Source organism: Mycobacterium sp. C31M (assembly GCF_053345865.1).
On record NZ_JBKFAX010000013.1, the window covers coordinates 162,151 to 183,947 of the forward strand.

Below are 21,797 nucleotides of genomic sequence, written 5' to 3' on the forward strand. Positions count from 1 at the left end.
CGGCGGCCGTTGCTTGTTAGCCTTTCGACTATGTATCGACGGGCCGGACGCCGCACCGCCTGGCTCGGCGCAGTGCTGAGCATCGTCCTGATCGTTGCCGGATGTTCGACAACGGTGCTCGACGGGCAGGCGGTGTCCATGCTGTACGACCCGCAGAAGGCCGGCGGGCTGCCCGCCCACGATGGTCCCAGCGGACCCCGCCCGGACGCACCGCCGCCCACCCGTATCGCCGAGAACAGCGACAACGGCCCGGTCGATCAGTTGGTGATGCATGCCGTCGACGACCTCGAGGAGTTCTGGTCGCAGAACTGGGAGGGCGCACTCGCCGGGAGCAGCTTCACGCCGGTTTCCGGTCTGGTGTCCTATGACGCCTATGACCCGGACGGACCGGTCGTCTGCGGTAACGACCTCTACGAACTGGCCAACGCCTTCTACTGTTTCGACGACGATGTGATGGCCTGGGATCGCAGCGAGTTCATTCCTGGTGCGGCACAGTACTTCGGCGACATGGGTGTGGTCGGGGTGATCGCCCACGAGTTCGGCCACGCGGTGCAGTGGAAGGCGCACCTGATCGAGAAGTCCACCCCGGTTCTGGTGAAGGAGCAGCAGGCCGACTGCTTTGCGGGTGTGTACCTGCACTGGGTGGCCTCCGGGCAGTCCAAGCGCTTCGACCTGAGCACCGGTGACGGCCTCAATCACGTTCTGGCCGGGGCCATTTACATCCGCGACCCGCTGATGACCCAGGAAGAGGCGATCTTGACCGGCGATGCGCACGGCTCCGCGCTCGACCGAATCAGTGCGTTCCAGATCGGTTTCGCCGGCAATGCCGACCAGTGCGCCGCCATCGATATGGCCGAGATCACGGAGCGCCAGGGCGATCTGCCGCAGTTTCTCTCATACGACTCCTATGGCGATCCCTCGGCCGGTGACAGCCCGGTCGACGAACGGCTGCTGACCAATCTGATGGACACCTTGGCTACGGTGTACAACCCGAACGATCCCCCGTCACTCAATCTGAAGATGACGATTTGCCCTGACGCGCAGACGATCTCACCCGCGTCGTACTGCCCGGCCACCAATACCGTCAACGTGAATCTTCCTGCGCTGCAGGAGCTCGGCACCCCCAGGGCCGAAGATCAGGGCGTGCTGCTGCAGGGTGACAACACCGCGCTGTCGATCGTGACGTCCCGGTACGCGCTGGCGGTGCAGAAGGAACAGGGCTACCCGCTGGAGTCGGCGAAGACCGCGCTGCGCACTGCGTGTCTGACCGGTGTGGCGCAAGGGCAGATGGCCGAGCCCGGCAGCTCCCTGATGCTGTCGGCCGGTGACACCGACGAGGCGATCTCGGGGCTGCTGACCAACGGGCTGACCGCCAGCGATGTCAACGGTGCGACGGCACCGGCCGGGTTCACCCGGATTCTGGCCTACCGTGCCGGGCTGCGTGGTGAGGCAGACGCCTGCTATCAGAGGTTCGGCGAATGAGCGACTCGTGACACGGCCGCCCGATCCGAATCAGCCACCCGGGCAGGCACAACCGTGGTGGGCGCGACCGGGTGGTGCGACACCGCCGCCGGGCGCCTATCCCCCGCAGCCACCGCGACCGGTGTACCCACAGCCGCCGCAGGCCCGGCCGCCGTATCCACCACCGCCGCAGCAGCGGTCGCCATATCCGCCGCCGACACCGCCGGTCGCACCGCCGCGCCCGCAGCAGGTCGACCCGCACCGCTACACGCTACGCCCCGAGCAACAGCCCGCCGGCCACCGTAAGCAGTCCGGAAAATCCACCAACCGGCGCACGCTGATCATCGCCGGAATCGGGGTCCTGGCGGCGGTGGTCATCGGCGTCGGCGTCTGGCAGGTGGCGTTCCACCAGAGCGCGGTCATCAAGGTCGAAACGGCCGAGGCCGGGGTGCGCACGATCCTGTCCGACCCGATCAACGGCTACGGGGCCAACGCCATCAGCGCCATGCGGTGCAATGGCGGAAAAGATCCGTCGGCGGTCAAGGGCGACAGCTTCACCTGCGAGGTCGAGATCGACGGCACCATCCGGCAGGTGTACGTCGAGTTCACCGACGACAACGGTACTTTCGCCGTCGACGGACCTCGCTGAGGATCGGACCGCCCACTGCAGCGGCCACGACACTCAATTGCCCGATTTAGCCAAGGCTCGGCATCGACGTGGCAAAGTCGAGTATCCGATGCAATATTTGCGTTGTGAATCTTTGCTGAATGTTAATCCGTAGCGGACTTACGCTTTTGACCTGCGCATTGCCAGCAAATCTGCGTATCCTTTGCTCGCTTGCAAGATTTAACGCAAGCGTCAATCTACGATCGGAAGCAATCGGTGACGGTGGACGGAACGCAGGAGGCGCATCCCGTGTGCCCAGGCTCGGAGAGGCGTGCCCAGCAGGTGCGCCTCTGGCTCGGCGCGGGTGCGATGACCCTCGGCATGGGGGCCGCCATGCTCGGCGGCGCGGCCATCGCGGTCGCCGATCCCGGCGAGTCGACATCGGGATCGTCACGGGACGGCACCAGCGACAGTTCCGACTCACCGTCATCGAATTCGGGTTCGGCCGCCGGTGCCAACGGCCGGGACAGTGCCGACGGCGCCGTCCGGCAGCGGCCAAACGTCCGGACCGCCGGGACATCTGAGGATGACGACTCGGATGCCGCATCGGAATCCACGGACACGTCCGACGACTCGACGGGTGGCTCCGATGACAGGACGCCAGACGATAACGACACCGAACAGACTGATTCCGAAACTGTTTCGCCCGTTGACGAGGATCAGCACGAAGCAGAGACCGAACCGGAAGCGTCTCCGTCGTTCGCCGAAAATGCTTCATCGGCCAACACCAGCAGTTCGTCGACGTCCGAGACGTCGCCCGTCATCGACGAATCGCCGTCCGACAACGGTACATCCCCTGCTGCGCAGCTGATCTCAGAGAACTCGTCGGATACCGAAACAGACGCCACCCAGCCGGTGACGTCCACTGCGTCCACGGTCGGCACAAAAACGACCACCGCGGCCGTGTCAGCGACCGCTGTTCCGTCCGCCGTGGCCACCGCGGCGCGCGCGCCCTTCGATCTGCCGACTCCCAGTCAATTGCTGCGCGGGCTACAGGAACTCGGCGCCAATCTGTACGTCACCATGATGAACCAATTCTATGGGCTGCAGCGCAGCCTCACCGCGCTGCGCGACGACGTGCGCGGCATTCTCGGGTTCACCCAGCAGGTGATCACCCGAGCGCTGCCGTTCGGTGATCCGACCGCGACCATGCAGTACTTCGCGACTGCCGGCAACTACGTCACCGGGGCGCTTGCCACCGTCGCGATGGCCTACGGGCAACTGACCAAGACCGTCGTCGATCTGCAGGGCTTCCTCGACGCCGCCGCGAACACCGACAGCATCGTCACGCTCGGCAGCAAGGTCCTGGGCCCGTCCACTCGCATCGTCTACTGGCCCGACAGCTACGAAGTGCTGCAGGACAAGGACGTTCGCATCATCATGCGTAGCTACGGCAGAGATCAGTGGAGCAATGCATTCAACGACCTGACCAACGGCCTGCAGGATCCGACCAAGGTGATGATCGTGGGGATCAGGGGACTTGTGGACGGTCACACCAGCCCGCTGGTCAAGTCGGTCGTCGTCCTCGGCGTCGACAACGTCAATGGCACCGTCACCGTCAACGACCCGACCCGCGCCGACGGCCAGGGCCTGGCGATGAGCTACGACGATTTCATGGGCGCATGGGCGGATCAGGGTTATCAGCTGGTCACCACCCAATTGGCAAGTTCACCGAACGTGGCGCCTGCGGACTCCAAGTCCAAATGGGTGTGGAAGTTGCCGTCGGCTCAGCACGTCGCGGCGGGCGTCGCGGCGGCCTTCGTGCACCAGGTTCAGATCTTCTCCGAGAACATCACCGACCTCGGCAACGATCTGTCGCGCACATTCGGCGTGGCCCGGCCGGAGCCTATCGACCCGCCGAGCATCGGTGACATCGAATACGGCAACTACCTTGCCAACTACCAGTATTGGAAGTACCAGGGCCACTTCGGCACCTGCGCCTTGATGTCCACCGCCGCGGTCATTGCGCAGTTGACCGGCAACGGCCTACCGGTCGACATGGACACGCTGGCAGCGGAAGTCCAGAAGCTTGCCGAGACATTGCCGAGCGGTATCAAGGTCGGCCAGTCGATGTACACCGAAGGTCTCGGCGGCACGTATCTATCCGATGTCGTCACGCTGCTCAACAAGTTCGGTATCAACGCCGACCACACCACCTACCTCAAGACCGAGGGGTCGCTGGCGCTCGACAACATGACCGCGGCGTTGAGTCAGAAGCAGTCGGTGATCGTCACCGTGAACAACAAGCTCATCTATGACGCGTGGAACAAGCAGTACTTCGGTGAGAACTGGGGGTGGTACGACGGAGTGAGCGACAAGGCCAACCACGCCGTCACCGTGCTCAGCGTCAACATGACCAAGGGTGTCGTCTACATCAATGACAGTGCGCCCCGGCAGGGACAGGGTCTCGCCGTGCCGCTCGACCAGTTCATGAAGGCTTGGCAGGTCGCCTCGTTCGATCTCACCACCGCCGAACTCCGTGGCGGCGCCGCGGGCTGACACCGAACACGCACCCGGCGGGTGGCGCAGCAGAGGATGCTGCGTCACCCGTTTGCTTTTGGTACACGGCAGCAGTCACCGATTTGAGTGCGGGTGCTGCAGTCTTACTGCAATCACAAATCCGCAGCTCAACGCCTCGGTCATTCCGCGGATCTTGGTGTTCACCCCACGACTGTGACTGCCACCCTCACGCGGGCTGGCGTTGAGCTACACCAACGCGGTCTCACGGTCGGGTAGATCGACGAAGCCGAGAAGCTCTACGCAGCAGGCTAATCGGTCGCTCGCATCGGCCAAACACGTCGGCGTTGACCAACGCACCGTCTGGCATCAGCTCGAGAAGCGCGGAGATAAGACGCGCGAAACACACGACCGCGAAACCTAGGCCGCATATTTGTCCGCTGCTGCTCTCCTTTGCTCCTTGCGGACAACTCCTTCGCCAGTGCAGGCAAGGCTTGCGCCATCTTGGTTGCATTCGGTCTATGACTTACGTCCTGAACTCTCTCCGCGCGATTCTGCGCAGGCTAGCGGCTTGCGCGTCTCACGGCATGCACGGCGCGTTCTACGTCTCGTATGAAGTAATGGCAGATCGTCCCCGCCGGAATCAGCGATCCATCGGGCACTCTGATGGCTGGTCCGTAGACGGTCAATACGTCAAACACGCCGCCGCGCAAGTTGGCTTGTTGCCACGGGAATACGGTTTTCCGCTTGACGGTCACCGTCGCCATGAGGGCTCCGTCGGTGAGCACGGTTTGATCCGTATTGACCTCAATGACTTCCCAATCAGAGTGGCGCACTGTGAATTCCTCATTCACCCACCTGACGACTTGTAGGCGACGGTGCTTGTCATGGTTGACCAACGTGGCCAAAATTGCGAGCGGGGCGTGCGGCGGCGGAACTCGACTCTGGCTGAACGGCTGGGTCTTCTCGATCGCGGTCAGTACCTTGGCGCTCACGAATGGCGCGAGCTTGTCGCGCTTGCTCTCGATTTTCGCGCTAGGTGGGGCCGTAGGTGTGGCTGGCACGGCAGGGGCACCGAACCAGTTCCTGGCATCGATGACGACTGGGTACTGGAGCTGACTTTCCTGCTTCTCAGTCAGCGTCTGTCTGCTCTCCACATGATTGAATAGCGCGTGATCAAGGGCTGCTCTGAGGTTGGTGAGTATGTCGCCGATGATTAGGCACCACTCGTCGGTGAACTAACTCTTTACGCAGGCTCTGACTTCATACTTGGCCAGGCTGGGATGGGGTGGCGGCTCAACTTCGTGGAAGGTCCAGTCGTACGGATTAGCAGCGTCGAACGCCTTGACCGCCTCGGCGAAGCGCTCACGGTGAACCTTGGCGCGACTGAGCTCAGCGAAGGCGCTATCCATGTCCAGATGCTAGGACGGCATTCCGACAGGCCCGTCCTGCGTTCCTCGGACGTCCTATTCGCCACACAATTTGACCGTCAGTCACTTGAACGAACAGGCCTCTGCGCGCAGATGACGCAGAAGCACGAATCTATCTCGTGACGATTGCAGTAAGCAATCGATGGTGCGGGCGGTGGGACTCGAACCCACACGTTCTTTCGAACACCGGCACCTAAAGCCGGCGCGTCAGCCAATTGCGCCACGCCCGCGCGCGTTCCAGATGCTACCGCTTCTGAGCCCGGCAGCTCCTGTCGGTGCGGCGATCTAGAGTCGGCGTCAGGCAGTAGGAGGCACGATGCACTCAATCGACGACTTCGAGTTGGTGCACCGGCTCATCGCTGCCGGTCTCAACGATTGCGAAATCCAAAGGCAGACCGGAGTCTCCAGGCGCACCGTATGCGACTGGCGAGCGCGCCCACCGACCAGTCTGACGAATCCGCGGCAAGCGGGTTGTGAGGGTCACAACTATCAATACCTGCCGTCTGACTATTACGCCTACCTCCTGGGCATGTATTTGGGCGATGGGTACATCAGCCGCTGCCGCTCTGTCTGGCGCCTCCGAATAACCCTCGACAAAAAATATCCTGGGATCATCGACAGCTGCCGCGACGCGATCGACAAGATCATGCTCGGGCAATCGGCGACAGTGTTTCCGAGGGCGATTGGTTGCGTCGACGTCTCGCTCTATTCCAAGCACTGGCCATGCCTCTTCCCCCAACACGGACCGGGACCCAAGCACCTCCGCCCCATCGTCCTGGAGCCCTGGCAGCAGGCCCACGTCGACGCCGCGACCGAGGACTTCATCCGCGGCCTCATCCACAGCGACGGGTGCCGCGTCGTGGCCAACGACCGCGGTGTCGCCAGCGTGCGCTATCACTTCACCAACCACTCGACCGATATCCGCAATCTGTTCTGCGCGGCCCTCGACCACCTCGGCATCCCATGGACCCAGAACAGCCGCTACATGATCGCCGTCTACCGCAAGGCAGCGACCGCACGGCTGGACCAGTTCATCGGCCCCAAGGCCTGAATTGGTCGGACGGTAAAGTTGTCCCATGTCCACTACACGACGTAGGAGACCGGCGCTCATCGCGCTGGCCGCCATCGGCGCCGGCGGCTGCCTGCTGCTGGCGTGGTGGCAGTGGACCCGCTACGAATCCAATAGCGGAACCTTCCTCAATCTCGGCTATGCACTGCAGTGGCCGATGTTCGCCGCTTTCTGCGTGTACGCGTACTTCAAGTTCGTCCGCCTGGAGGAAGCCCCGCCGACCTACGACGAGCCGACCGACACCGCCCGCGCCACCGAGATCCCGGCCGGCCTGCTGCCCGAACGCCCGACGGCCACGACGGCCGCGACAGCCACCGATGACGATCCGACCCTTCGCGAGTACAACGCCTACCTGGCCGAGCTGGCCAAATCCGACAACCCTGAGGACAGGAAGTAATGAGCACACCCGAAAGCCAGGAGAGCCAGGAAACTCAGCAGCCCATCGTACCGCTGGCCTCCATCCAGAAGGCGCTGGCCAGCTACCGGGTGCTGGCGTGGGCGACCGGCCTGTGGCTCATCGCGCTCTGCTACGAGATGGTGATGAAGTACGGCTTCAACGACGACTCGCTGAGCTGGATCGCCGTCGTGCACGGTTGGGTGTACTTCGCCTACCTGATCGCCACCGCGAACCTGGCGGTCAAGGTCCGCTGGCCGCTGGGCCGCGCGCTCGGCACCCTGATCTCCGGCACCGTCCCGGTACTGGGTCTCATCGTGGAGCACTTCCAGACGCAAGACGTGAAGAAGCGCTTCGGTCTGTGACCTGAGCGGGCTCGCGCACCGCAGGAATCAGCAGCGCCCCGACCGCTGACACCGCGGCCACCCCGGCGGCAACGATCAGCGCCACCCGGAAGCCGTCCAGCGTCGGCACCTGATGCCCGCCGGCCGCCATCGTCATACCGGCCAGGATGGCGCCGATCACCGCACTCGAGATCGAGGTACCCAGCGATCGCGCCAGCGCGTTGAGGCCGTTGGCCGCGGCCGTCTCCGATACCGGCACCGCCGCGTTGATCAACGCCGGCATCGACGCATAAGCGAACCCGACCCCGATGCTGACGAGCACGTTGAACACCAGCACCTGCGGACCGCCACCCAACAACCACAGCCCGGCCAGATACGACGCGGCGATCACGGCACACCCGATGAAAAGCGTGAACCGCGGGCCGCGCGCCGCCGCCACCCGCGCGGCGATGGGTGCCATCACCATCATCGCAAGGCCTCCCGGCGCCATCCACAGACCGGCCTCCAGCATCGACATGCCCAGCCCGTAGCCGGTCTCGACGGGCAGCTCGAGCACCTGCGGCGCGATCAGTGTCAGCGCGAACATCGCGAACCCGACGCCGACCGAGGCGATATTGGTGATGAGCACCGGCGGGCGCGCCGAGGTACGCAGGTCGACGATCGGCGAATCGAAGCGCAGCTCCCAGAAGGTAAACACCACGAAGATCACCAGCGCCGCGCCGAACATGCCCAGCGTCAGTCCCGACGCCCAGCCCCACTCGCGGCCCTTGGTGATGCCGAGCAAAAGCGTCACCAGCCCGGCCGCCAACAACACGGCACCCAGCGGATCCAGCGGATCCAGCCGATCCGCCGATGTCGCGGGTACCCGCGGCACCAGCACCAAGAACACGGCCAGCAGCAGGACCCCGATCGCGGCGGCGAACCAGAACAACGTATGCCAGCTGAACTGCTGTGCGATCGCTGCCGACAGTGGCAACCCGAGCGCGCCCCCGACACCGAGGGAGGAACTGAGCATCCCCATCGCGCTGCCCACCCGCTCGGCGGGCACCGAGGCACGCAGCACGCTGATACCCAGCGGAATGATGGGGATGCTGACACCCTGCAATCCGCGGCCGATGACAAACGGGATCAGCGAGGTGCTCAGCGCGGCGATCACCGAACCGGCGATGAGCGCCGTCGCACACGCCACCAGGATGGGTTTCGGACCGAACAGATCCCCGAGCCGGCCGAACACCGGCGTACTGACCGCGGCGGTCAGCAGGGTCGCGGTGATCGCCCAGGAACTGTTGGACGGGCTGGCCTGCAGCAGTTTTGGCAGCTCCGGGATCAGTGGGATGAGCAGCGTCTGGGTCAGCGAGACGCTGATACCGGCAGCGCACAGCACGGCGATGAGCACGCCCGGATGGGCCGATGACGGCCGTCGCTGATCGGGAGACGCCACGCTCGCGAGCATGACACGTTAGTTGCGCTATGCAAAATGTCGAAACCCGCGTACCCGGGGTACCCGCGCCCGGATTCACCCCGGGTACGCGAGTTTCGCCGAGCAACAGTCAGACGAGCTTGCGCAGCTCCGGCACCAACAGCGTCAGCGCCCGCCCGCGATGCGAGGCCGCATCCTTCTCGGCCGGCGACAGCTCGGCGGCCGACCGCGACGAACCGGACGGCACAAAGATCGGGTCGTACCCGAAGCCGCCGTCACCGCGCGGTAACCGGGCGATCGTGCCCGTCCACTCCCCGCGGACAACGGTCTCACCGGAGCCCGAGACCAACGCGCACGCCGACACGAACGCCCCGCCGCGGCGGTCGTCGGGCACATCGCAGAGTTGCCCGAGCAGCAGCTCAAGATTCGCCAGATCGTCACCGTGCGCGCCTGCCCAGCGCGCCGACAGCACGCCGGGCATCCCGTTCAGCGCGTCGACCGCCAGCCCAGAATCGTCGGCGACCGCAGGCAGCCCCGTCGCGGCGTAGGCGTCACGCGCCTTGGCCAGCGCGTTCTCTTCGAAGGTGGCGCCGGTCTCGGGCGCCTCGTCGAACGGCGGCACATCGGTCAGCGACAACAGTTCCAACCCGGACACCCCGGCACTGTCGAGCACCCGGCGCAGTTCGGCCAGTTTCTTGGCGTTGCGCGAGGCAACCAGTAAGCGGGTCAGCTTCCGAACGCCTTCTTGGCCGGGCCGCTGGGCTCGGGCAGTACACCGGGATACGGCAACTCAAGGGCAGCCCGTTGGATCGCGAACAGTTCCTCGCAACCGGCCAGCGCGGCATCGAGCATCTTGTCCAGTGTGGAGCGCGGGAAGGTGGCGCCCTCGCCGGTGCCCTGGATCTCGACCAGGGTCCCGGTATCGGTGGCGACGACGTTCATGTCAACCTCGGCGCGCGAGTCCTCGGTGTAGGGCAGGTCCAACCGGACCCGGCCGTCGACCACACCGACCGACACCGCGGCGATGGCACAGGACAGCGGCCGCGGATCGGACAGCTTGTCAGCCGCAGCCAGATAGGTCACGGCATCGGCGAGCGCCACATAGGCGCCGGTGATGGCGGCGGTCCGGGTACCGCCGTCGGCCTGCAGCACATCGCAGTCGATGGCGATGGTGTTCTCCCCGAGGGCGGCGAGGTCGATGCAGGCACGCAGCGACCGGCCGACGAGTCGGCTGATCTCCTGGGTACGGCCGCCGACCTTGCCCTTGACCGACTCGCGGCCCGAGCGCTCATGGGTGGCCGCGGGCAGCATGGCGTACTCCGCGGTCAGCCAGCCCTGCCCGGAGCCCTTACGCCACCGCGGGACACCCTCGGTGACCGAGGCGGTGCACATGACCCGGGTCTGGCCGAACTCGACCAGGACCGATCCGGCGGGATGGGAGGTGAAGCCACGGGTGATGACCACCGGGCGCAGTTCGTCGTCGAGCCGACCGTCTTCTCGTCTGGACACGCGCCAACCCTAGCGCGTGCGCTCAGTGGCGCTTGACGTCGATGGTCTCGCCGCACACCACCGCGTGTACGGGCCCGTCGAATTCGGCCTTCGCCTCGCTGATGACATCCTCGCGGGAGGTCCACGGCGGAATGTGGGTCAGCAGCAACTCCCCCACCCCGGCGCGGGCCGCGATCTGGCCGGCCTCGGTTCCGGACAGATGCAGGTTCGGTGGCCGCTCCGGCGAATGCGTCCAGGACGCCTCGCACAGGAAGACATCGACGCCGCGCGCCAAATCGACTACGGCATCACAGATTCCGGTGTCACCGCTGTAGGCGAAGGTCACGCCGTCGCGGTCGGTGAAACGCATACCGTAGGACTCGGTGGGGTGACACACCAGCCGCGGCTCGACGGTCAGCGCGCCCAACTTGACGACCTGCTTGTCCACCCAGGCCTGCACCTCGAAGATGTCGGAGATGTCGTCGATCTCGCCGCCCTCGGGTGAGGACGCCGCGCCGAGGCGCTCCCAGGTGTGCGTCGGGCCGAACAGCATCGCCCGCCCGGCCGGTGGATTGGGGTGATAGCGCCGCCAGACGAACAGACCCGGCAGGTCCAGGCAGTGGTCGGCGTGCAGGTGCGACAGCAATACGTTGACCGAACCGGGATCGGCGTGCCGTTGCAGCGCGCCCAGCACCCCGCCGCCGAAATCGAGGACCATCGGCACCGTGTCGGGTTCGGTCAGCAGATATCCGGACGCGGGCGAATCAGGGCCGACAACACTGCCGGAACAACCCAGTACGGTGATTCGCACATCCACTAGCTTGCCACGCCGAGCCATGCGGCGACGAAAGCATCACCGCATTGGGCGACAAGTTTCATTTTGTGTCTGCACCGTGACACGCGGCGTCATCACGGCGATCAGCGTCGCAGGCGGCAAAGGCCAGCCGTGAGTGGCGCGACGCACATCAGCACATCCGACTCAGGGGCGCAGCGCGGTGGAACTTTTGCGCCGCTCGCGGGCCTTGCGCTCGGGACCGGACAACACATACGCGGCAACGAATCCCGCCACCGCACCACACAGGTGACCCTGCCAGGACACCCCGGGCGTGCCCGGCACCACGCCGAGCAGGATGCCACCGTAGACCAGGGCGACGATGACGCCGACGACGATCTCCCAGGCCGTGCGCGTGAAAAACCCGAACACGATGAGGAACGTCAGCCAGCCGAAGATCAGACCGGAGGCCCCGATGTGATTGGTGGTGCACTGCACCCCGACATAGGGACAGTGCGCCCCGATGTTGCCGATCAGCCAGGTCCCGAAACCGCCGAGCAGCCAGATGATCGCGGTCGCGGAGATGAACCGGCCCATCCCGGCCAACGTCATGAGGAACCCGAGCACCAGCGCGGGCACGGTGTTGGCGATCAGATGCGGCCAGCCGCCGTGCAGCAGCGGCGCCCAGAGGATGCCCCACAACCCGTCGGTCTGCAGCGGGCGGATACCGTCCTGGTCCAGTCGATGACCAAGCACGGTGTCGACGGCTTCCATGACCCACAGCAGCGCCACGAAGCTGACAATGGTGATCCCACCGACCACCCACTGCGGCCGCTTCTTCGGCTCCTGGGTGTTCGGGAGGTTCACACGCTCTGCCTTATGCCCACAACTGCCCTTCCAACGCGTCTTCGGCGTCATCCAGGCTACCGGCGTAGGCACCGGTCGACAGATACTTCCAGCCGGCGTCACACACGGTGAACGCGATATCGGCGCGCTCGCCGGCCTTGATCGCCTTGGCCGCCATCCCGAGCGCGGCATGCAGGATCGCCCCGGTCGAGATCCCGGCGAAGATGCCCTCCACCTCGACGATCTCGCGGGTCCGCTTGACGGCGTCGAACGCACCCACCGAGAAGCGGGTGGTCAGCACGTCCGGATCGTAGAGCTCGGGGACGAAGCCCTCGTCGATATTTCGCAGCGCGTAGACACCCTCGCCGTAGCGCGGTTCGGCGGCCACGATCTGCACACCGGGAACGTTCTCGCGCAGGAACTTTCCGGTCCCCATCAACGTGCCGGTGGTGCCGAGGCCGCCGACGAAGTGGGTGATCTCGGGCAGGTCGGCGAGCAGCTCGGGCCCGGTGCCCTCGTAATGTGCCGCGGCATTGGCGGGGTTGCCGTACTGGTAGAGCATCACCCACGAAGGGTTCTGTGCGGCAAGCTCTTTGGCGTGCGCGACGGCGGTGTTGGAACCGCCCTCAGCGGGGCTGAAGATGATTTTGGCGCCGTAGAGCTCGAGCAGCTGCCGTCGCTCGATCGAGGTGTTCTCCGGCATCACACAGATCATCCGGTAGCCCTTGAGCAGCGCCGCCATGGCCAGTGAGATGCCGGTGTTGCCGCTGGTGGGTTCCAGCAGGGTGTCGCCCGGCTTGAGCAGCCCGTCGGCCTCGGCCTGCTCGATCATCCGCAGGGCCGGCCGGTCCTTGATGGATCCGGTGGGGTTACGGTCCTCCAATTTGGCCCACAACCGCACGTGTGGACCGTCATCGGAATCCGCCCAGCGCGGCGACAACCGCTGCAGTCCGACCAGCGGCGTGTTGCCCAGCGCCTGCAGCAGCGAGTCGTACCGGGCCAACTCAGCCTCCCGCGACGGCAGGCAGGATGGTCACCGAGTCGCCGTCGGCGATCACGGTCTCCAGCCCACCGGAGAATCGGACGTCCTCGTCGTTGACATAGATGTTGACGAACCGGTGCAGCTTGCCCGCGTTATCCGAGTCGATCAAACGTTCCGATATCCCCGAGTAGTTGCTCTCCAGGTCGCTGATGATCGCGCTCAGGGTGTCACCGCTGGCGCTGACGCGCTTCTCGCCGCCGGTGTGGGTGCGCAGGATGGTGGGGATGGAAACGGTTACTGCCACGGCTGATCCTCTTTCTTAGGGTCTTACGAGTCGTAGGCTTCGACGATGCTGACGGGTTCCTCGGTGACGACGCCGTCGAGGATGCGGTAGGAGCGCAGTTCGTGCACCTCGGGGTCACGGGTTCCGATCAGCACGTAATGCGCGTCGGGCTCGGCGGCGATCGAGATGTCGGTGCGGCTCGGATAGGGCTCCGTGGCGGTGTGCGAGTGGTAGATCACCACCGGTACCTCGTCCGCGTCGTCCATCGCGCGCCACACCTTCAGCTGCTCCATGGAGTCGAACTGGTAGAAGGTCGGCGACCGCTCGGCATTCACCATCTGGATGAAACGCTCAGGCCGATCCGAACCCTCCGGGCCGGCGATCAGCCCGCACGCCTCGTCAGGGTGGTCCGCACGCGCGTGGGCCACCATCGCGTCGACGAGGTCGGCACGAATCACCAGCACTTCAGGACTCCGTTCTGTGTTCGGCGAATGCACCGGGCAACAGACCACGATAGGTCGGTATTCCGGCGACCGACTGTGCGGCCAACACACCGACCAGCACCGCCCGCGCCAGAGCGTCGGCGGCCGCGGCCCCCAGCGCCGTCAGCAGCGCTGTCTCCGGGGACATCGCGGTCGGCACCTTTTCCGACGGCGGCACCTGCACCGCACCTGTGGCCAGTGCGAAGACCGTATCCCCGTCGACCGGGGTGTGCGCGGGTCGGATGGTGTGCGCCAGCCCGTCCTGGGCGGCGATCGCCAGCCGTCGGCAGCCGGCCGGGCTCAGCTCGGCGTCGGTCGCCACGACCGCGATCGTGGTGTTGAGCGGGCCGCTCTTCTTGTCCAGGGCGGCGAATTCGGCGATCTGCTCGGCGGGCGGGGCGCTCAGGCCGAACGCCGCGATCAGGTCGGCCATCCAGGGCAGCCCGGTGGCGGGGTCGACGACATTGCCTCCCGAGTTCACCGCGACGACGGCTCCGACGGTGACCCCGAGCTCCGGAAGTCGGATCGATGCGGTGCCCAACCCGCCCTTGAGCACGCCGGCCCGGGCACCGGCCCCAGCGCCGACACAGCCGGTCTCGAAGGTGTCCGCGGCCGATGACACCGCGGCGTAGCCGAACTCCGCGGTCGGCCGACACCCCCAGCCGCCGACGGGCAGATCGAAGATCACCGCGCCCGGCACGATCGGCACGGTGCCACCCTCCATGGCGACCCCGCGGCCCTGCTCTTCCAACCAGGTCATCACCCCGTCGGCGGCGGCCAGCCCGTAGGCGCTGCCACCGGTGAGGACGACCGCGTCGACATGGCGCACGCTGTTGGCCGGGTCCAGCAGATCGGTCTCCCGACTGCCCGGCGCGCCGCCGCGGCAGTCGACCGCGCCGACGGTGCCCGCCGGGGCCAGCACCACGGTGCTGCCGGCGGCCCACCCCGAACCCAGGGTGGCGTCGTCGTCGATGCGGTGATGGTGGCCCACGCGGATCCCGGCAATATCGGTGATGGCTCCGAAACCGTTCATCGGGACTGCCCCATCAGGCCGAGCACCAGGTACTCCTGCAGCACCGTCAACCACTGATAGACGTCCAGGTGCCCGGCCATCGGATGACCGACGGGCAGCTGGTCGAGGCCCTCGGGCCCGATCTCCAGCATGGTGCCCAGCGCCAGCCGCACATCGTTGACAGCCGACGCCCAGGCCTGCGCATCGTCCTCGGCCAGCTCGACCTTGCCGCCGGCCTCCGGCAAGGTGTCGAGAAGTCGTTGCGCCGCTTGCCGTTTCGCGTCGATGATGGCCGGCTCGTGCAGGCTGCGCAACGCACTGTTGAGGCTGTCGGCCGCCGAGGACCCGGCCGGGTGATCGGTGCGGGCACGGTAGAAGTCGGGCAGCAGCCGCTTCATCGTCTCGTCCTCGGGCGGCGCGGAATGCCCGGTGCGGATACCGGTGATCTCACTGAGTTCGTCAGCCGGAGCACCGGATTCGCGGTCGTCGAGCATCCCGGCCAGCGAGGTGACCAGGTTACGCAACAGATCCGCCTCGTGTGGGGCCAGCGAGGACCGGAATCGCGGACCCTCGGGGCCCTCGACACGCTTCCATTTCCGCACGTGTCAGCGGTCCTGCTGCATCGTCGCCCACAGGCCCGCGGAGTGCAGCTTGGTGACATCGACTTCCATCGACTCCCGGCTACCCGCCGACACCACGGCCTTGCCCTCGGTGTGCACCTGCATCATCAGCTTGGTGGCATGCGGTTCGGAGTACCCGAACAGCTTCTGGAACACATAGGTCACATACGACATCAGGTTCACCGGGTCATCCCACACGATCGTCACCCAGGGACTGTCGGTCGCATCGCGACTGTCGGTGGCCTCGTCCTCACGGGTACCCGGCCGAGTCCGCGCTGGGGTAACCATGCCCGACAGAGTACCGGGGGTGTTACTTCGCACCCGAATCGGAACCGTACCGATACGGTTGTCGACGTGACGGGCACCGCGCTGCTGACCGACAAGTACGAGCTGACCATGCTGGCTGCCGCGCTGCGCGACGGATCGGCACATCGCCGGTGCACCTTCGAGGTGTTCGCCCGCAGATTGCCCGAGGGCCGGCGATACGGGGTCGTGGCGGGCACCGGCCGGTTCGTGGAAGCGCTGGCGCACTTCACCTTCGACGAGGACGCTCTGGCGACGGTGGCGGACTTCTTGGACGACGAAACATGTGCGTTCCTGGCCGATTTCCGCTTCGGCGGCGATATCGACGGCTACCCCGAGGGCGAGCTGTACTTCCCGAACTCCCCGGTGCTGTCCGTGCGCGGCAGCTTCGCCGAGTGCGTCATTCTGGAGACCCTGGCACTGTCGGTGCTCAATCACGACAGTGCCATCGCGGCGGCCGCCGCGCGCATGGTGTCGGCGGCCGGCGGCCGGCAGTTGATCGAGATGGGCTCGCGGCGCACCCACGAACAGGCCGCCGTGGCATCGGCGCGGGCCGCCTGGATCGCCGGATTCCACGGCAGCTCCAACCTGGCCGCCCAGCAGCGCTACGGGGTGCCTGCCCTGGGCACCAGCGCCCACGCCTTCACGCTCGTGCACACCGGCCCGGCGGGCACCGACCTGCGCACCGCCCAGGACGAGTCCGAACGCGCCGCGCAGGACCGGACCGAACGCGCCGCGTTCAGCGCCCAGGTCGACGCGCTCGGCGTCGGCACCACCCTGCTGGTGGACACCTACGACATCACCGCGGGCGTCGGCAACGCCGTCGCCGTCGCCGGCCCCGAACTGGGCGCCGTGCGGATCGACTCCGGCGATCTGGGTGTGCTGGCCGGACAGGTCCGCCGCCAACTCGACGATCTGGGCGCCACCAGCACCCGCATCGTGGTCTCCGGCGATCTGGACGAGTTCGCCATCGCCGCGCTGCGCGCCGAACCCGTCGACAGTTACGGCGTCGGCACGTCACTGGTCACCGGATCGGGCGCTCCGACGGCAGGCATGGTCTACAAGCTGGTCGAGGTCGACGGTGTAGCGGTACAGAAACGCAGTGCGCACAAGGGGTCCCAGGGCGGGGCCAAGGAAGCGCTGCGGCTGGCCAAGCCGTCGGGAACCATCGTCGAAGAGGTGGTACATCCGGCCGGGCATCCGCCGCAGATCGAAGACGGCCTGACCGCACGCCCGGTGAGCGTGCCGTACGTCCGGGCCGGCGCACCGGTGGGTGGCCGCGACCTCGACGCGGCCCGCGCCCTGATGGCCGCGGGGTTGACGAGCCTGCCGTGGGACGGTCTGAAGTTGTCCAAGGGTGAGCCCGCGGTGCCCACCCGCGTGGTCCGCGCGACATGACGAACACCGCCGACCTGCTCGCCAGTGCCGTTTCTGCCCTCGGCGGCGCCCAGCGACCCGGCCAGGTGCAGATGGCCGAGGCGGTGGCCGAGGCCTTCGAGACCGGCAAACACCTGGCGGTGCAGGCCGGCACCGGCACCGGCAAATCGCTGGCCTATCTGGTGCCGGCCATCGCCCGGGCGGTCGCCGCGAACGAGCCGGTCGTGGTGTCCACCGCGACGATCGCGCTGCAACGCCAGCTCGTCGACCGGGACCTGCCCCGGCTCAGCGATGCACTGGCACCGTCGCTGCCCCGCAAGCCGACCTTTGCCCTGCTGAAGGGCCGTGGAAATTACCTGTGCCTCAACAAGATCCACAGCGGTTCCGCCGAGCCCGAAGAGCTGCCCCAGGAGGAACTTTTCGACGCCGTGGCGGCGACCGCACTGGGCCGCGACGTGCAACGGCTGACGGCATGGGCATCCGACACCGAGACCGGCGACCGCGACGACCTGACACCGGGTGTGCCGGACCGGTCCTGGGGTCAGGTCAGCGTGTCGGCCCGTGAATGCATCGGGGTGTCGCGTTGTCCGTACAGCAGCGACTGCTACTCGGAAAAGGCGCGCGCCAAGGCAGGCACCTCCGATGTCGTCGTCACCAACCACGCGCTGCTGGCCATCGACGCCATCGCCGACGCCTCGGTGCTGCCCGAGCACGATCTGCTGGTGGTCGACGAGGCCCATGAACTCGCCGACCGGGTAACCGGTGTCGCGACCGGTGAACTGTCGGCGACCGCGTTGGGCGCCGCCCAGCGCCGCATCGGCAGGCTGGTCGCCGACGAACTCGTCGAGCGGTTCGAGGCCGCAGGCGCCAACCTGGCGGCGGCCATCTTCGATGCCGAACCCGGCCGGATCGACCACCTCGACGACGAACTGGCCACCTATCTGACGTCACTGCGCGATGCGGCCTTCGTGATCCGGTCCGCCATCGACACCACCCCGTCGGATCCGCAGGCCGCCGCGGCGCGCACCGAAGCCGTCACCGCGGTGACCGAGATCGGCGATATCGCCGCCCGGATGCTGGACTCGTTCGGGCCGGCGATCCCCGACCGCGTCGATGTGGTCTGGCTGGATCACGAGGAGAACAACCGCGGCGGCGCGGGCAAGCGGGCCATCCTGCGGGTGGCTCCGCTGACGGTGTCAGGACTGTTGCGCACCAGGCTGTTTGCGCATTCGACCGCGGTATTGACATCGGCCACGCTGACCATCGGTGGCAGCTTCGACGGGATGGCCGCGGCCTGGGGGCTGTCCGGCGGCGACACCGCGGCCTCCTGGCGCGGGCTGGATGTCGGGTCCCCCTTCGACCATGCCAAGTCCGGAATCCTCTACGTGGCAAAGCATCTCCCGCCACCAGGACGTGACAGCAGCGGCTCGACAGCTCAGCTCGACGAGATCGAGGCACTCATCAACGCCGCCGGCGGACGCACCCTGGGACTGTTCTCCTCGATGCGGGCGGCCAAGGCAGCCGCCGAGGTGATGGCGCAGCGACTGTCCACCCCGGTGCTGTGTCAGGGCGAGGACACCACCGCGGCACTGGTGCAACGGTTCGCCGACGACGAGGCGACCTCGCTGTTCGGCACCCTGTCGCTGTGGCAGGGCGTAGACGTTCCGGGACCGACACTGTCGCTGGTGCTGATCGACCGGATCCCGTTCCCCCGTCCCGACGACCCGTTGTTGACGGCTCGGCAGCGGGCGATCGCCGCGCGCGGCGGCAACGGTTTCATGGCGGTGGCCGCCAGCCACGCCGCGCTGTTGCTGTCCCAGGGTGCGGGCCGGCTGCTGCGCCGGATCGACGACCGCGGTGTGGTCGCGGTGTTGGATTCCCGGATGGCCACCGCCCGCTACGGCGGCTTCCTGCGCTCGTCGCTGCCACCGTTCTGGGCCACCACCGACCCGCAGCGGGTGCGCGACGCGCTCATTCGACTGCGCGGCGGCTGATCTTCACTATTCTTCTACTCCAGATGCAGCCCGTCCGGGCGCGCGAAAGGCGGGCCGTCGATGATGAGTCGCTCGGGGCAGGCACGATCGGCCGGGCTGGCCTTGGTCGCGTGCGTGGTGCTGTTGGTCAGTGCCTGCGGCCAACCGGTCAAGGGCACGGCGGTATCGGTGTTCGCCGATCCGTTCCGGGTCGCCGGGATGCCCGCCACCGACGGCCCGACCGGGCTGCGTGACGACGCCACCGACCCCACCCGCGAGGTCACCGGCACCGACGGCGGCGACATCGACCACCTGGCCGCCAGCGCGATCAGCGATATCGAGGAGTTCTGGGAGCAGGTCTATCCGGAGAGTTTCGACGGCGAGTTCGACCCGGTCTCGGAGCTGATCTCTTGGGACGCAGACGGATTCGACGGGGTGTTCTGCGATACCGACACCTACAACCTGGTCAACGCCGCCTTCTGCCACGACGACCGGACCATCGGCTGGGACCGCGGGGTGCTGTTGCCCTCGCTGCGCCGCGAGAACGGCGATATGGCGGTGAGCATGGTGATGGCCCACGAGTACGGGCACGCCATCCAGGAGCAGGCCGGCCTGGTCTCCAGATCCACCCCCGTGCTGGTGAGCGAGCAGCAGGCCGACTGCCTGGCCGGGGTGTACATGCGCTGGGTGGCCGAGGGCAACTCGCCCCGGTTCACCCTGTCCACCGGTGAGGGCCTGAACAATCTGATGGGCGCCATGATCGCATTCCGCGATCCGCTGCTCAGCGAGACCGATTCGGCGGCCGGCGAGGACGAGCACGGGTCGGCGTTCGAACGGGTGTCGGCATTCCAGTTCGGCTTCACCGATGGTGCCGCGTCGTGCGCGGCCATGGATCCCGCCGAGATCAGACAGCGCCGCGGCGATCTGCCGGTGCTGCTGCCCGAGGACCAGTCCGGCGAATTGCGGGTCACCGAGGATTCGGTGCGTTCGGTCGTCGACGCCATGGACATCCTGTTCGAGCCGGCGCAACCACCCGAACTGACCTTCGACCGACCGGACTGCCCGGACACCGATTCCGATGCGCCCGTCACGTTCTGTCCGACCACCAACACCATCTCGGTGGATCTGCCCGCCCTGCAACTGCTCGGTACGCAGTCCGATGACGATGACGACTCCGGCCTGGCCACCGGCGACAACTCCGCCTACTCGGTGCTGGTATCGCGGTATATGCAGTCGATCCAGCATCAGCACGGCGGGGTGAAACTCGACACCGCGCAGGCGGCACTGCGCACCGCGTGCCTGACCGGTGTCGCCACCGCGAAACTCGTCGACGAGGTGAACACCCCCGACGGCAACACGATTCAGCTGACCGCCGGCGATGTCGACGAGGCGGTGTCCGGGATTCTGCTCAACGGTCTGGTCGCCAGCGACGTCAACGGTGAGTCGGTCCCGTCCGGGTTCTCCCGCATCGACGCCTTCCGGGTCGGCGTACTCGGTGAGACGGACCGCTGTTTCAAGCGCTTCCCCTGATTTTCACCGAACGCCTCAGACCACCTTGGTCTCGCCGTAATAGGCCAGTACCGCGTCGGACTCGTCGGTCGACCGGGTCAGGAAGGCGTAGGAACGGATGAACGACTGCCCGACGCAGCCGTCGATCTTGACCCGGAAATTGCTGATGAGCACCCATGGGTTGGCCCCGCGGAACTGCTTCTCGGTGACCGGGACGATATTGATGACACCGGGTTTCAGCGCCACCGCGATACCCCCGGTGACAGGCGTGGTCAGCACCGGGATGAGGCCGTCCAAGGCCGGGTCGGCCACGTCGACGCCGGCCAGACCGACCGAGGGTGACAGGCCCGCGCTGCCGGTGAGCGTGACGCCGTTGGAGGTGCTCATGTCGATACCGCAGCCGATCTGATAGCCGACCTCGATGACACCTTCCGGTGTCAGGGCCGGGTCCGGGCCGGTGATGTTGCCGTTGAACGTGCCGCCGACGATATAGCTGCGCGATGAGATCGCCGTGGTCAGCGGCGCATTCACCAGCTGCGTCTCGTCCTTCGCGGACAGGGTCAGCGTCCAGCCGTCGGGTGTCACGGTGCTGACCGGTGCCGCCGAGGGCACCAGGCCGTGCAAGACCGGCCGGGCCGGATCCGCCGGCACCTGGACCGCGACGGGCTGCATCATGATCGGCGGCTGCAGCCCCGGATCGATGGCGGGCGGGGCGACCGGATTGAAGGGCGGCTCACCGCGGTCCGCGCCGGGGTCGGCCCAGGCGGTCGGTGCGCACAACACGGCGACGGCGCACACTGTCGCGGCGACAGACGACGGTCGTGGCACAGCACATCCCTTCTCAGCACTCGGCGCAGAAACTTACCGGGCCTAGATAACCGTCTGGCCACGACAAAGACACGGGGAAT

At 66.6% G+C, this 21,797-nt stretch carries 23 protein-coding genes and 1 tRNA gene; 9 read left to right on the forward strand and 15 right to left on the reverse strand.

The window, feature by feature from the left end:
- The first annotated feature begins 30 nt into the window (after positions 1–30).
- From ACLBYA_RS20520 to ACLBYA_RS20530, 3 genes are all read left to right on the forward strand, one after another.
- Entirely contained in the window at positions 31–1,482 is a 1,452-nt protein-coding gene (locus tag ACLBYA_RS20520; protein ID WP_447711277.1) for a neutral zinc metallopeptidase, read from the forward strand.
- 7 nt (positions 1,483–1,489) lie between these two features.
- Positions 1,490–2,110, forward strand: coding sequence for a DUF4333 domain-containing protein (locus ACLBYA_RS20525; protein ID WP_447711278.1), 621 nt, complete (start codon positions 1,490–1,492; stop codon positions 2,108–2,110).
- A 234-nt stretch (positions 2,111–2,344) separates the two neighbouring features.
- Positions 2,345–4,627: a hypothetical protein gene (locus tag ACLBYA_RS20530; protein WP_447711279.1), complete on the forward strand. Its 2,283-nt coding sequence runs from the start codon at positions 2,345–2,347 to the stop codon at positions 4,625–4,627.
- A gap of 521 nt (positions 4,628–5,148) precedes the next feature.
- Here ACLBYA_RS20530 and ACLBYA_RS20535 read toward each other — a convergent pair.
- The 3 genes from ACLBYA_RS20535 to ACLBYA_RS20545 all read right to left on the reverse strand — a co-directional run bounded on the left by ACLBYA_RS20535 (position 5,149) and on the right by ACLBYA_RS20545 (position 6,245).
- On the reverse strand, positions 5,149–5,580 hold the full coding sequence (locus ACLBYA_RS20535) for a hypothetical protein (RefSeq protein WP_447711280.1): 432 nt from the start codon (positions 5,578–5,580) through the stop codon (positions 5,149–5,151).
- 243 nt (positions 5,581–5,823) lie between these two features.
- Entirely contained in the window at positions 5,824–5,997 is a 174-nt protein-coding gene (locus ACLBYA_RS20540) for a hypothetical protein (RefSeq protein ID WP_447711281.1), read from the reverse strand.
- Positions 5,998–6,158: 161 nt separating this feature from the next.
- Positions 6,159–6,245: transfer RNA gene (locus ACLBYA_RS20545), tRNA-Leu, on the reverse strand.
- Positions 6,246–6,331: 86 nt separating this feature from the next.
- Here ACLBYA_RS20545 and ACLBYA_RS20550 point away from each other — a divergent pair.
- The 3 genes from ACLBYA_RS20550 to ACLBYA_RS20560 are packed head-to-tail and all read left to right on the forward strand — an operon-like array spanning position 6,332 to position 7,843.
- Positions 6,332–7,066 carry a hypothetical protein gene (locus ACLBYA_RS20550; protein WP_447711282.1) on the forward strand — a complete coding sequence of 245 codons (735 nt, stop codon included), beginning with the start codon at positions 6,332–6,334 and terminating at the stop codon, positions 7,064–7,066.
- A gap of 25 nt (positions 7,067–7,091) precedes the next feature.
- A complete protein-coding gene (locus ACLBYA_RS20555; RefSeq protein ID WP_447711283.1) occupies positions 7,092–7,481 on the forward strand; it encodes a hypothetical protein in 390 nt (129 codons plus the stop codon).
- Entirely contained in the window at positions 7,481–7,843 is a 363-nt protein-coding gene (locus ACLBYA_RS20560) for a DUF3817 domain-containing protein (RefSeq protein ID WP_447711284.1), read from the forward strand. The genes ACLBYA_RS20555 and ACLBYA_RS20560 overlap by 1 nt, the downstream gene beginning before the upstream one ends.
- Here the strand turns inward: ACLBYA_RS20560 and ACLBYA_RS20565 are convergent.
- The 11 genes from ACLBYA_RS20565 to clpS form a co-directional block, all read right to left on the reverse strand.
- Positions 7,791–9,263, reverse strand: coding sequence for an MFS transporter (locus ACLBYA_RS20565; protein WP_447711285.1), 1,473 nt, complete (start codon positions 9,261–9,263; stop codon positions 7,791–7,793). The two genes, ACLBYA_RS20560 and ACLBYA_RS20565, sit on opposite strands and share 53 nt — an antisense overlap.
- A 109-nt stretch (positions 9,264–9,372) precedes the next feature.
- Positions 9,373–9,972, reverse strand: a complete 600-nt coding sequence (gene rdgB, locus ACLBYA_RS20570) for an RdgB/HAM1 family non-canonical purine NTP pyrophosphatase (RefSeq protein WP_447711321.1) — start codon at positions 9,970–9,972, stop codon at positions 9,373–9,375.
- Positions 9,969–10,751 (reverse strand): ribonuclease PH, encoded by a 783-nt coding sequence (gene rph, locus ACLBYA_RS20575; RefSeq protein WP_447711286.1) that lies wholly within the window; start codon positions 10,749–10,751, stop codon positions 9,969–9,971. Before rph ends, rdgB begins: the two co-directional genes overlap by 4 nt.
- A gap of 22 nt (positions 10,752–10,773) precedes the next feature.
- Entirely contained in the window at positions 10,774–11,547 is a 774-nt protein-coding gene (locus ACLBYA_RS20580) for a cyclic nucleotide-degrading phosphodiesterase (protein ID WP_447711287.1), read from the reverse strand.
- A 162-nt stretch (positions 11,548–11,709) separates the two neighbouring features.
- A complete protein-coding gene (locus ACLBYA_RS20585; protein ID WP_447711288.1) occupies positions 11,710–12,420 on the reverse strand; it encodes a rhomboid family intramembrane serine protease in 711 nt (236 codons plus the stop codon).
- Entirely contained in the window at positions 12,380–13,351 is a 972-nt protein-coding gene (locus tag ACLBYA_RS20590) for a cysteine synthase (protein ID WP_447711289.1), read from the reverse strand. Before ACLBYA_RS20590 ends, ACLBYA_RS20585 begins: the two co-directional genes overlap by 41 nt.
- 1 nt (position 13,352) lies before the next feature.
- On the reverse strand, positions 13,353–13,634 hold the full coding sequence (locus ACLBYA_RS20595) for a MoaD/ThiS family protein (protein WP_447711290.1): 282 nt from the start codon (positions 13,632–13,634) through the stop codon (positions 13,353–13,355).
- A 23-nt stretch (positions 13,635–13,657) separates the two neighbouring features.
- Positions 13,658–14,077: a Mov34/MPN/PAD-1 family protein gene (locus ACLBYA_RS20600; RefSeq protein ID WP_447711291.1), complete on the reverse strand. Its 420-nt coding sequence runs from the start codon at positions 14,075–14,077 to the stop codon at positions 13,658–13,660.
- Position 14,078: 1 nt separating this feature from the next.
- Positions 14,079–15,128 (reverse strand): P1 family peptidase, encoded by a 1,050-nt coding sequence (locus ACLBYA_RS20605; RefSeq protein ID WP_447711292.1) that lies wholly within the window; start codon positions 15,126–15,128, stop codon positions 14,079–14,081.
- Entirely contained in the window at positions 15,125–15,709 is a 585-nt protein-coding gene (gene aosR, locus ACLBYA_RS20610; protein WP_447711293.1) for an oxidative stress transcriptional regulator AosR, read from the reverse strand. Before aosR ends, ACLBYA_RS20605 begins: the two co-directional genes overlap by 4 nt.
- 3 nt (positions 15,710–15,712) lie before the next feature.
- Positions 15,713–16,015 (reverse strand): ATP-dependent Clp protease adapter ClpS, encoded by a 303-nt coding sequence (gene clpS, locus ACLBYA_RS20615; protein ID WP_447711294.1) that lies wholly within the window; start codon positions 16,013–16,015, stop codon positions 15,713–15,715.
- A gap of 108 nt (positions 16,016–16,123) precedes the next feature.
- On the opposite strand from clpS, the gene ACLBYA_RS20620 reads away from it, so the two are divergent.
- From ACLBYA_RS20620 to ACLBYA_RS20630, 3 genes are all read left to right on the forward strand, one after another.
- Entirely contained in the window at positions 16,124–17,428 is a 1,305-nt protein-coding gene (locus ACLBYA_RS20620; protein WP_447711322.1) for a nicotinate phosphoribosyltransferase, read from the forward strand.
- Positions 17,425–19,401: an ATP-dependent DNA helicase gene (locus tag ACLBYA_RS20625; RefSeq protein WP_447711295.1), complete on the forward strand. Its 1,977-nt coding sequence runs from the start codon at positions 17,425–17,427 to the stop codon at positions 19,399–19,401. The genes ACLBYA_RS20620 and ACLBYA_RS20625 overlap by 4 nt, the downstream gene beginning before the upstream one ends.
- Positions 19,402–19,464: 63 nt before the next feature.
- On the forward strand, positions 19,465–20,910 hold the full coding sequence (locus tag ACLBYA_RS20630; RefSeq protein ID WP_447711323.1) for a neutral zinc metallopeptidase: 1,446 nt from the start codon (positions 19,465–19,467) through the stop codon (positions 20,908–20,910).
- Positions 20,911–20,925: 15 nt separating this feature from the next.
- Here ACLBYA_RS20630 and ACLBYA_RS20635 read toward each other — a convergent pair whose 3' ends face one another.
- Positions 20,926–21,717: an MspA family porin gene (locus tag ACLBYA_RS20635; RefSeq protein WP_447711296.1), complete on the reverse strand. Its 792-nt coding sequence runs from the start codon at positions 21,715–21,717 to the stop codon at positions 20,926–20,928.
- Positions 21,718–21,797 lie beyond the last annotated feature (80 nt).

Coding starts and splice junctions, on each gene's coding strand:
- ACLBYA_RS20520 (WP_447711277.1), top strand. CDS start 31: ATGTATCGACGGGCCGGACGCCGCACCGCCTGGCTCGGCGCAGTGCTG.
- ACLBYA_RS20540 (WP_447711281.1), bottom strand. CDS start 5,997: ATGGATAGCGCCTTCGCTGAGCTCAGTCGCGCCAAGGTTCACCGTGAG.
- ACLBYA_RS20550 (WP_447711282.1), top strand. CDS start 6,332: ATGCACTCAATCGACGACTTCGAGTTGGTGCACCGGCTCATCGCTGCC.
- ACLBYA_RS20555 (WP_447711283.1), top strand. CDS start 7,092: ATGTCCACTACACGACGTAGGAGACCGGCGCTCATCGCGCTGGCCGCC.
- ACLBYA_RS20560 (WP_447711284.1), top strand. CDS start 7,481: ATGAGCACACCCGAAAGCCAGGAGAGCCAGGAAACTCAGCAGCCCATC.
- ACLBYA_RS20585 (WP_447711288.1), bottom strand. CDS start 12,420: ATGACGCCGAAGACGCGTTGGAAGGGCAGTTGTGGGCATAAGGCAGAG.
- ACLBYA_RS20605 (WP_447711292.1), bottom strand. CDS start 15,128: ATGAACGGTTTCGGAGCCATCACCGATATTGCCGGGATCCGCGTGGGC.
- clpS (WP_447711294.1), bottom strand. CDS start 16,015: ATGGTTACCCCAGCGCGGACTCGGCCGGGTACCCGTGAGGACGAGGCC.
- ACLBYA_RS20620 (WP_447711322.1), top strand. CDS start 16,124: ATGCTGGCTGCCGCGCTGCGCGACGGATCGGCACATCGCCGGTGCACC.
- ACLBYA_RS20625 (WP_447711295.1), top strand. CDS start 17,425: ATGACGAACACCGCCGACCTGCTCGCCAGTGCCGTTTCTGCCCTCGGC.
- ACLBYA_RS20630 (WP_447711323.1), top strand. CDS start 19,465: ATGAGTCGCTCGGGGCAGGCACGATCGGCCGGGCTGGCCTTGGTCGCG.